Raw genomic sequence first — 9,275 nt, 5'->3', positions numbered from 1 at the left:
TTTGCCGCTTACCAGTTGCCGCATGTACTACTATTAACTAGACATTACTGAAGTAATAACAGTAGCAACGATCAGCTAGGATTAAATATTTTAATCCAGTTTTGATAACCAAAACTACCCTATATAGTGTGGTTAGAATTAGTTGGGAGTTAAAAAACTTGGTTGCAGTGGCTTTAGCGTCTAAATAAATTAATGTGTGTCTAATGTTTGTCTAAAAGAGACAAGTAGCCAATATATAGAATATCATATTTATTCAAAAATAAAGTCATCTTGCCTTGATATGTCCAAATAATTGGTTAGTTTAGACGTTGGGTGATAGTTTTCCAAAGTACCTAGTAAATTATGGTAAAAATGCCGAATTGTTGCCAATCAGAGATTAGTGATGGCTCTGCAAACGCCAAGGGCGAACGCAGATTTTTCCGGGCTACTGTGTTCCCAATACTTTTAACAGTACTGTGCTTAACGACTACTTGTGCTACCAACGCCCAGGAGTCCCCGAAAACCACCAAATTTATACCCAGGTTAATCTCACAGTCGCCTGCACCTTCTTTAACAGGTGTAGCATCCTCTGGTAATCAAATTTCCCTCAATGGTCGTACTTTACCAGGAACTTGGTTACAACGACCTGGAAAATCTGGACAGGTGACAACTAATATTAGTGATGGGGCATTTAGGCAATTAATTGGAGTAAATTTCTTAAACAGTAGTAATTCAGCGAAGCAACCAATACAGTGGTTTTCGTCGGTGACAAAGCCACTGGTATTAGCTACCAGGCTACTAGGAGCATATCGCTATCTGGATATCACTAATTTTGCTCAAACATCTGGCTGGCAAATTCAAGCTAATGGCAACACTTTGGTGATTGCTACCCCAAAAACACAAATCACAAATATTATTCAGAGCCAGGAACCTCCAGAAGCGAGTACCCCTTTGCAACAGACTCGGATTCTTGTCAATTTAGATCGTCCCACTCCCTGGCAAGTTGTACAAGGGTCAGCGATCGCCAAACCACAAATTCCTTCCTCCGATCCAGATACGCCAACTCCCAAATCCACTGTACCGCCAAATAGACAGTGGACAATTACTCTGGATGGAATAGCCGATCCCGTTTTGATAGAACGCTATACCCCCCAGCCACCAGCACCACCAACATTACTGCCAAACCTGCTTAAACAATTATCGCCAGCTATACCAACACAACCAATACCAGCGCCACCAGTCCCTGAACCACTGATTCAAAAAGTGGAGGTGGTGAAAAACCAAACGATTATTAGTCTGAGCGTTCCCTTCGGTCTATCGCCTCAAGTTAGTACTGTCGCTAACCCCAATCGCCTGATTATCGATATTCGACCCGATCCTTTAGAAGAACGGGATATTACTTGGGCCCCAGGATTGCGCTGGCGACAGCATTATGTCAACTTAGGCACAGAACGCTTTCCTGTGGTTTGGTTAGAAGTTAATCCTCGGAAATTTGGGCTAACCTTGAAACCTATGTGGGCTAGTCCTGATGGGCTTGCGGGTATTGCTCCCTTAATTCAAACGGCACAACGTTACTTAGCAGTAGCTGGAATTAATGGTGGTTATTTTAACCGTAATAACCGATTCCCCTTGGGTGCGATTCGTCGTGATGGTCAGTGGTTATCAGGTCCCATTCTCAACCGAGGTGCGATCGCTTGGAATGATTCAGGCCAATTCTACTTCGGTCGTCTCACCTTAGAAGAAACTTTAATCGCAGCAAATGATGTGCGCCTACCAATTCTGTTTCTTAACAGCGGTTACGTCCAGAGTGGCGTTGCTCGTTACACCCCAGCTTGGGGATCAACTTACACGCCCCTGACGGATAACGAAATTATCCTAGTGGTACAGAAATACCAAATTACTAATCAGTTACCAGGCGGCAAAGTTGGTGCGACAGCAGTTTCCATTCCCCAGGATGGCTACCTACTAACTTTACGTGCTAACGCTACTAGTGTTGCCTCCCAGCTACCTATTGGAAGCGCAGTAAGCATTTCTAGCGCCACTATTCCAGCTGATTTTAGTCGTTATCCCCACATTATCGGAGCGGGGCCGCTATTAGTCCAAAATCGTCAAATTGTCCTTGATGCCAAAGGCGAAAAATTCAGCAATGCCTTTATTGCCGAAAAAGCTATTCGTAGCGGGATTTGCACAACGGCAACAGGCACACTGATGATTACTGCCACACATAATCGTGTTGGCGGTTATGGGCCTAATTTGGCAGAACATGCTCAATTGATGCAACAGATGGGCTGTGTAGATGCTTTAAATTTGGATGGCGGTAGTTCTACCAGCCTTTATTTAGGAGGGCAACTACTCGACCGATCACCCAGTACCGCTGCTCGTGTTCATAACGGAATTGGTATTTTCTTGCAACCACGATAATGAAAAAATAGAGAAAAACTCAATCCCCAATTCCAGTCACTTTTTAAAGTTTAGAACAAGCTGTCATTTTGCTTGATGAAGACTTGGTGTAGACATCAGAATTTTAGTAGTGATGGTTTACACCATAAGGTTTGATTTTGCTATGTTTATCAAAGTGCGACAAAATTGCTGATTTTCAAGGTTGCAAGATAGCGCCAGATTTTTTATCAATAGTTAAGAGTACCAACGGTTTGTTATGTCTTCAAATGAGGTAACTATGGCTCGATATCAAGAAACTACACAGACTGAAACTCTACACCTCCCTCCAAACATAACTTCCAGGGGCGTTGCTGCAACTGAATTACGTCCTTGGGGTGCTTTTACAGTTTTAGAAGAAGGGCGCGGATACAAAATTAAGCGCATCGAAGTTAAGCCTGGACACCGCCTCAGTCTACAAATGCACCATCATCGCAGCGAACATTGGATCGTCGTCTCTGGTACAGCTAGAGTAGTTTGTGGTGAGAAAGAAGTACTACTAAGCAATAATGAGTCAACATACGTACCCCAATGTACGTCTCATCGTTTAGAGAATCCTGGCGTGATCCCCTTGGTATTGATTGAAGTCCAAAATGGCGAATACTTGGGAGAAGATGATATTATCCGCTACCAAGATGACTATGCCCGTACCAAAGATTAAAACCAAAAGAACGCTATTAAAGCTTTAATCCCAAAGCTAAATACATTTTTGTGTAAACCGTCTTTGTAAACGAACTACTACACCCCAGAAGTCCCTACCTAGTCAAGGTGGGGACTGAATTATGTTAGTGTTATAAATGATGTAGTAAGAGCGATCGCGCTCATGCCTTTGGTAATTTGGAATTTTGCACAAACAAGGGTCAACCTATCTGTAGAATGGAAGATGGGGTATTCAATTGCAAAAAACGAGTTCCATGATTCATCTGAGTCAAGCAGCCGTAAGTGAGATTGGGCGAATAAAGTCCAAGCAGCCAAATGTCTTGTTTCGATTGGCAGTAAAACCAGGTGGTTGTTCCGGGTTCTTTTATGATATGTCCTTCGATGAAGCAATAAAAGTAGACGACCAGGTTTTCGACTTGGATGAGATTCAAGTAATCATAGATGCCGCAAGCTTAAATTACCTCAAAGGTTTGAGAGTTGATTATTCAGAAGACTTAATGGGTGGTGGTTTTCGCTTCCACAATCCCCAGGCGATCGCAACCTGTGGCTGTGGCAATTCCTTCTCCTTGAGTCCTTAGTGATTGAACAATTAGTCAAAAAACAGATGTTTGATCGCTAAGGAAAAATAGCAATTGACATAAAGCCGTAAAAAAAGATATAATCAGGATTTGTTAAAACTTAGACCATAAGCAGCTTTACGCGCTGTAACTCATGCCAACAATACAGCAGCTAATACGAAATGAGCGCGAACAAGCGCGTCAGAAAACCAAGTCCCCGGCTCTGAAACAATGTCCCCAACGTCGGGGAGTTTGTACCAGAGTATACACGACCACACCAAAAAAGCCTAACTCAGCCCTACGCAAAGTAGCAAGAGTCAGACTTACATCTGGATTTGAAGTCACAGCTTACATTCCAGGCATTGGTCACAACCTACAAGAACACTCAGTTGTGATGATTCGTGGCGGTCGGGTTAAGGATCTACCAGGCGTGAGATACCACATTATCCGTGGCACCCTAGATACAGCCGGAGTCAAAGACCGCAAGCAAGGCCGTTCCAAGTATGGAACCAAGCGTCCTAAAGAAGCGAAAAAATAGGATTAGGCGATTAATCGCATCCAACACGATTAATCGTTTATCTTAAAAACGCCCAAGGGCAAAAGAAGGAGCGCCGTTTTTGTTCTAACAATAGTGATGAAAACTGCTAAAGTCTTTTTCAAAAAATCAAGCAAGCTACATCTACACTAAGCGAGCAAGTGTAGAAGTTCTGAGGAGGAAAATGCTGTAACCCACAGCGAATTTCTCATCTGAACATTAAAGTTTATAATCTTGTCGCCTTGAGTATTTCGTTGCAGGTAGTTAAGTCAAACAATTCTTGATTTTAGATTTGCGATAGCGTAGCGTTAGCGAGTTATCGAGCGTGTTTTGGATTGGTCAAACCCACAAGGGAATTAGGCTTATAGACTTTTGATTTTTTCAGATCCTTGGGATCGGAATATATACCAAAAACTTTTAATCCAAAATCCCAAATCCAAAATTGGCACTAAATAAGTCAGACTTGCTGCAACGGTCGAAAAAAATAGAGGAAGTCTGAGGGTTGGGTTCTACCGCTTTTAGTTTCCGGTGTCTGATAGCATATAATTTCGTTGCCAATTCCGAATTAAAGGTGAAGTATGTCTCGTCGTGGTGTTATTCAAAGGCGCCCAGTTCCGTCTGACTCCGTATATAACAGTCGCCTTGTGAGCATGATTATCAGACGGATCATGCGTCATGGCAAAAAATCACTTGCCGCACGCATTGTTTATGATGCATTAAAAACTATTGAAGAACGCACTGGTGCTGGTGCCTTAGAAACCTTTGAAAGAGCAGTGCGAAATGCCACGCCTTTAGTAGAAGTAAAGGCTCGGCGAGTTGGTGGAGCAACCTACCAAGTACCAATGGAAGTGCGTACAGAACGGGGCACTACTTTAGCACTGCGTTGGTTAGTGCAATATTCTCGCTCTAGACCAGGCCGGACAATGGCCAGTAAATTGGCAAATGAGTTAATGGATGCTGCTAACGAAACTGGCAATGCTATTCGCAAACGGGAAGAAACGCACCGGATGGCGGAAGCTAACAAGGCATTTGCACATTATCGTTATTAAGTAAAAAAGCGGTATATCGCCTTGCCGAAGCGGTATATCGTGGATTTACACAAAAAGACGGTTTTCCGTAAAAGTATAGAATCTTAACAAAGAGTAATATACAAGATATCATGAGGCAAAAACTATAGGAGGTAGCTGTGGCACGCACGATCCCGCTAGAGAAAGTACGCAACATTGGTATTGCGGCGCATATAGATGCGGGCAAAACAACAACAACAGAGAGAATATTATTTTACTCTGGGATAATTCATAAAATTGGCGAAGTTCATGAAGGAACTGCCGTCACAGACTGGATGGAACAGGAGCGGGAGCGGGGAATTACGATTACTGCCGCTGCTATCAGTACCAGCTGGAAAGATCATCAAATTAACATTATCGATACTCCGGGTCACGTAGACTTCACAATTGAAGTTGAGCGTTCCATGCGCGTGTTAGATGGTGTAATCGCAGTATTTTGTTCTGTGGGTGGCGTGCAACCGCAGTCTGAGACAGTGTGGCGTCAAGCAGAACGATACAAAGTTCCTCGGATAGCCTTTATCAACAAGATGGATCGCACCGGAGCGAACTTTTATAAAGTTCACGACCAAATCCGCGATCGCCTGCGTGCTAATGCGATCGCTATTCAACTACCAATCGGTAGTGAAAACGACTTCCAAGGTATCGTTGACCTAGTACGGATGCGTGCGTATATTTACGCTAATGACCAAGGAACTGATATCCAGGAAACTGATATCCCGGAAGCATTGCAAGCGCAGGTAGACGAATTCCGCACCAAGCTAATAGAAGCCGCGGCAGAAACAGATGATGTTCTGATGACTAAGTACTTTGAGGGCGAAGAACTTACAGAACAGGAAGTTCGGACTGCCCTGCGTAAAGGCACAATTTCAGGGACAATTGTACCAGTACTTTGCGGCTCGGCATTCAAAAACAAAGGCGTACAGTTGATGCTGGATGCCGTTGTCGATTACCTGCCAGCGCCAAGTGAAGTACCACCAATTCAAGGCTTACTGCCGAATGGCGATACTGTTGAGCGGCGGGCTGATGACAACGAACCCCTAGCAGCTCTGGCATTCAAAATTATGGCTGACCCTTATGGTCGCCTGACATTTGTTCGTGTTTATTCTGGTGTCCTGAAAAAGGGCAGCTACGTTCTCAACGCTAGTAAGAATAAAAAAGAACGGATTTCCCGCTTAGTTCTAATGAAGGCAGACGATCGGCAAGATGTCGATGAACTGCGAGCGGGTGATTTGGGAGCAGCGTTGGGATTGAAAGACACCTTGACAGGTGACACTCTCTGTGATGATGGATCGCCAGTAATTCTGGAATCCCTATTCATTCCTGAGCCTGTGATCTCGGTGGCGGTTGAACCCAAAACCAAAAACGACATGGACAAGCTGTCCAAAGCTCTGCAATCTCTCTCAGAAGAAGACCCCACCTTCCGTGTCCGTGTCGATCCGGAAACAAACCAAACCGTGATCGCGGGGATGGGAGAGCTACACCTAGAAATTCTAGTAGACCGGATGTTACGAGAATTCAAAGTGGAAGCGAATGTAGGTGCGCCACAAGTAGCTTACCGAGAAACAATTCGGAAAGCTGTGAACAAAGTTGAGGGCAAATTCATCCGCCAAAGTGGTGGTAAAGGTCAATACGGTCACGTTGTGATCAATTTGGAGCCTGGAGACCCCGGTACTGGCTTTGAGTTCGTCTCCAAAATTGCCGGTGGTTCAGTACCTAAAGAGTATGTTGGCCCCGCAGAACAAGGAATGAAAGAAAGCTGCGAATCCGGTGTTCTCGCTGGATATCCGTTGATTGACGTCAAAGCGACGCTAATTGATGGGTCATACCACGATGTAGACTCTTCGGAAATGGCTTTCAAAATCGCTGGTTCAATGGCGATGAAAGAGGCTGTGCTGAAAGCTTCACCTGTCCTCTTAGAGCCTATGATGAAAGTTGAGGTTGAAGTTCCTGAAGACTATATCGGGAACGTCATTGGCGACCTCATTGCTCGCCGAGGGCAAATTGAAAGTCAAAGCACCGAACAGGGACTTGCTAAGGTCGCATCCAAAGTTCCATTGGCGACCATGTTTGGCTACGCCACTGATATCCGGTCAAAGACGCAAGGTCGGGGTATCTTCACGATGGAGTTCAGCCACTACGAAGAGGTGCCTCGCAGCGTAGCTGAAACTATCATTGCAAAAAGCAAAGGGAACGCTTAGTTAAAATAAGGAAATGAGTATTCATGGCACGCGCAAAGTTTGAAAGGAATAAACCCCACATCAATATCGGTACAGTTGGCCACGTTGACCACGGTAAAACTACCTTGACAGCAGCCATCACCATGACCTTGGCAGCTATGGGTCAGGCTGTAGCTAAAGGCTACGACCAAATTGATAATGCTCCAGAAGAAAAGGCACGGGGTATCACCATCAATACTGCTCACGTAGAGTATGAAACTGCAAATCGACACTATGCTCACGTAGACTGTCCAGGACACGCTGATTATGTGAAGAACATGATCACTGGTGCTGCACAGATGGACGGAGGTATCCTCGTAGTTGCTGCTACCGATGGACCTATGCCCCAAACCCGCGAACACATTCTGTTGGCAAAACAGGTTGGCGTTCCCAGTCTGGTAGTCTTCTTGAACAAAGAAGACTTGATGGATGATCCAGAACTCCTGGAACTAGTAGAACTAGAACTGAGAGAACTGTTAAGCAGCTATGATTTCCCTGGCGATGATATCCCTATTATCAAAGGCTCTGGTCTGCAAGCTCTGGAAGCAATGACCAAGAATCCTAAGACCCAACGCGGTGAAAATCCTTGGGTAGACAAAATCTATGAACTGATGGATGCTGTAGATTCTTACATCCCCACTCCTGAGCGGGATGTTGATAAACCCTTCCTGATGGCTGTAGAAGATGTGTTCTCAATTACAGGTCGTGGTACTGTCGCCACTGGTCGGATTGAACGGGGTGTAGTCAAAGTTGGCGATAACGTTGAACTAGTGGGTATCAGAGATACTCGCGCTACTACCGTAACTGGGATTGAAATGTTCAAGAAGAGTCTTGAGCAAGGTATGGCTGGAGATAACGCTGGCGTACTACTCCGGGGTATCCAAAAGGCTGATATTGAACGGGGTATGGTAATTGCCAAACCAGGTTCAATTAAACCTCATAATGAATTTGAAGGTGAAGTGTACGTCCTAACAGAAAAAGAAGGTGGTCGTAAGACTCCATTTTTCGCTGGCTACCGTCCCCAGTTTTACGTGCGAACCACTGATGTAACTGGTACTATCAAAGCCTACACTTCCGATGAAGGCAAAGAAGTAGAAATGGTGATGCCAGGCGATCGCATCAAGATGACAGTAGAATTGATCAACGCGATCGCTATTGAACAAGGAATGCGCTTCGCTATTCGCGAAGGTGGTCGCACCATCGGTGCTGGTGTGGTTTCCAAAATTATCAAGTAGCACCTTTTTGCTCATAACAAAGGAGCAGAGATGGTATTTATTTTGCCTCTCTGCTCCTTTCTCTTCCCCCTATAAATAAGGCAATAGGTTACAGGCGACAGGTAATAGTTTTCTGTAACCGCTAACTTGTAACCTTTAACCTGTAAATACTCCCCTAATTACGCAGAACCTGGAAAATTAAAGATGGCAACTCTACAGCAGCAGAAGATTAGAATTCGCTTACAAGCCTTTGACAGGCGCTTATTAGATACATCTTGCGAGAAGATTGTAGACACGGCTAACCGCACCAACGCTACAGCTATAGGCCCAATTCCCTTACCAACAAAACGCCGGATCTATTGTGTGCTGCGATCGCCCCACGTAGATAAAGATTCACGGGAGCACTTTGAAACCCGTACTCATCGCCGAATTATTGACATTTACCAGCCCTCCTCTAAGACTATTGATGCCCTGATGAAATTGGATCTACCATCGGGTGTAGATATTGAAGTCAAACTTTAATTTAGTCATTAGTCATTGGTCATTTGTCCTTTACTAATGACAAAGGACAAAGGACAAAAGACAAATTACACTAGTATGAATATTTACAC

Annotated in this window: 8 protein-coding genes; all 8 read left to right on the top strand. The window is 44.5% G+C overall.

Going from position 1 to position 9,275, the window contains the following annotated elements; translation table 11 throughout:
• The first annotated feature begins 342 nt into the window (after window positions 1-342).
• The 8 genes from IQ229_RS03580 to rpsJ all read left to right on the top strand — a co-directional run bounded on the left by IQ229_RS03580 (window position 343) and on the right by rpsJ (window position 9,186).
• On the top strand, window positions 343-2,400 hold the full coding sequence (locus IQ229_RS03580; RefSeq protein WP_194041343.1) for a phosphodiester glycosidase family protein: 2,058 nt from the start codon (window positions 343-345) through the stop codon (window positions 2,398-2,400).
• A 256-nt stretch (window positions 2,401-2,656) separates the two neighbouring features.
• Entirely contained in the window at window positions 2,657-3,076 is a 420-nt protein-coding gene (locus IQ229_RS03575; RefSeq protein ID WP_104907515.1) for a cupin domain-containing protein, read from the top strand.
• A 253-nt stretch (window positions 3,077-3,329) separates the two neighbouring features.
• Complete coding sequence (locus tag IQ229_RS03570) at window positions 3,330-3,653, top strand: HesB/IscA family protein (RefSeq protein WP_194041345.1); 324 nt, start codon at window positions 3,330-3,332, stop codon at window positions 3,651-3,653.
• Between the two features lie 133 nt (window positions 3,654-3,786).
• Window positions 3,787-4,170 carry a 30S ribosomal protein S12 gene (rpsL, locus tag IQ229_RS03565; protein WP_012410236.1) on the top strand — a complete coding sequence of 128 codons (384 nt, stop codon included), beginning with the start codon at window positions 3,787-3,789 and terminating at the stop codon, window positions 4,168-4,170.
• Window positions 4,171-4,745: 575 nt separating this feature from the next.
• Window positions 4,746-5,216 (top strand): 30S ribosomal protein S7, encoded by a 471-nt coding sequence (rpsG, locus tag IQ229_RS03560; RefSeq protein ID WP_069070112.1) that lies wholly within the window; start codon window positions 4,746-4,748, stop codon window positions 5,214-5,216.
• 137 nt (window positions 5,217-5,353) lie between these two features.
• A complete protein-coding gene (fusA, locus tag IQ229_RS03555) occupies window positions 5,354-7,432 on the top strand; it encodes an elongation factor G (protein ID WP_194041341.1) in 2,079 nt (692 codons plus the stop codon).
• Window positions 7,433-7,455: 23 nt separating this feature from the next.
• Window positions 7,456-8,685 (top strand): elongation factor Tu, encoded by a 1,230-nt coding sequence (tuf, locus tag IQ229_RS03550; protein WP_069070114.1) that lies wholly within the window; start codon window positions 7,456-7,458, stop codon window positions 8,683-8,685.
• Window positions 8,686-8,868: 183 nt separating this feature from the next.
• Window positions 8,869-9,186 carry a 30S ribosomal protein S10 gene (gene rpsJ, locus IQ229_RS03545; protein ID WP_008232935.1) on the top strand — a complete coding sequence of 106 codons (318 nt, stop codon included), beginning with the start codon at window positions 8,869-8,871 and terminating at the stop codon, window positions 9,184-9,186.
• The last annotated feature ends 89 nt before the right edge of the window (window positions 9,187-9,275 follow it).

Source organism: Nostoc cf. edaphicum LEGE 07299 (assembly GCF_015207245.1).
Taxonomy (GTDB): Bacteria; Cyanobacteriota; Cyanobacteriia; order Cyanobacteriales; family Nostocaceae; genus Nostoc; species Nostoc edaphicum_B.
Note: the sequence above shows the minus strand (reverse complement) of the source record. Positions and strands in the feature narration are given on the sequence as shown.

Bases quoted from the DNA above. Each gene is read 5' to 3' on its own strand.
- rpsG (WP_069070112.1), top strand. From the start codon at position 4,746: ATGTCTCGTCGTGGTGTTATTCAAAGGCGCCCAGTTCCGTCTGACTCC.
- IQ229_RS03570 (WP_194041345.1), top strand. From the start codon at position 3,330: ATGATTCATCTGAGTCAAGCAGCCGTAAGTGAGATTGGGCGAATAAAG.
- tuf (WP_069070114.1), top strand. From the start codon at position 7,456: ATGGCACGCGCAAAGTTTGAAAGGAATAAACCCCACATCAATATCGGT.
- IQ229_RS03580 (WP_194041343.1), top strand. From the start codon at position 343: ATGGTAAAAATGCCGAATTGTTGCCAATCAGAGATTAGTGATGGCTCT.
- rpsJ (WP_008232935.1), top strand. From the start codon at position 8,869: ATGGCAACTCTACAGCAGCAGAAGATTAGAATTCGCTTACAAGCCTTT.
- rpsL (WP_012410236.1), top strand. From the start codon at position 3,787: ATGCCAACAATACAGCAGCTAATACGAAATGAGCGCGAACAAGCGCGT.
- IQ229_RS03575 (WP_104907515.1), top strand. From the start codon at position 2,657: ATGGCTCGATATCAAGAAACTACACAGACTGAAACTCTACACCTCCCT.